2 pseudogenes are annotated in these 570 nt (G+C 74.9%); both read left to right on the top strand.

The window, feature by feature from the left end:
• A pseudogene (locus GT042_RS38830) lies at window positions 1-270 on the top strand (sugar ABC transporter ATP-binding protein); the annotation flags it as partial.
• 159 nt (window positions 271-429) lie between these two features.
• Window positions 430-570: pseudogene (locus GT042_RS07945) on the top strand (aldehyde dehydrogenase family protein); the annotation flags it as partial.

The raw sequence follows: 570 nt of genomic DNA, 5'->3' as shown, positions 1-570 counted from the left end.
AACGGCCGAACCGCCGCCCCGGCCGGCGGCGGTCACGTCAGCGGGCCCGTCGTGGTGCTCGACGACCGCGGGAGCGACACGCCCTCCGCCCCGCAGGAGCGCCCGGCCCTCGCGGCCAGTGACCTCGTCGTGCGGACCGGCCCCGACCTGCGCCTGCGGACCGGCGCCCAGGTCCCCCTCCTCGTCGACCTCGCCCACCTCTACGTCTTCGACCACCAGGGCCGCCGCATCTGCCCGGCGCCCAGGGACCTGCCGGGCCTCGACGGCTGAGCGCGGTCGGGAGCCGGGAGCCGGAGGCCGGAGGCCGGGAGCCGTACGACTGTGGGCAGCGACACCCTGGCGCCGTAAAACTAACGCCGCTAGTTTGGACGGGACGCCGACGCGCACGCGTACCGAGGCGCCGACTCGGCAGGCCCGGAGGGAATCACCATGAAGGCACACGACGGCATGTACATCGGCGGACACTGGCGGCCCGCCGCGGGGACGGACACGATCGCCGTCGTGAACCCCACGGACGAACAGGTCATCGCCACGGTCCCGGCCGGTACGGCGGAGGACGTCGACGCCGCC

Origin of the sequence: Streptomyces sp. SID3212, assembly GCF_009865405.1 — a bacterium.
GTDB lineage: Bacteria > Actinomycetota > Actinomycetes > Streptomycetales > Streptomycetaceae > Streptomyces.
This window is presented reverse-complemented; position numbering and strand designations above follow the sequence as displayed.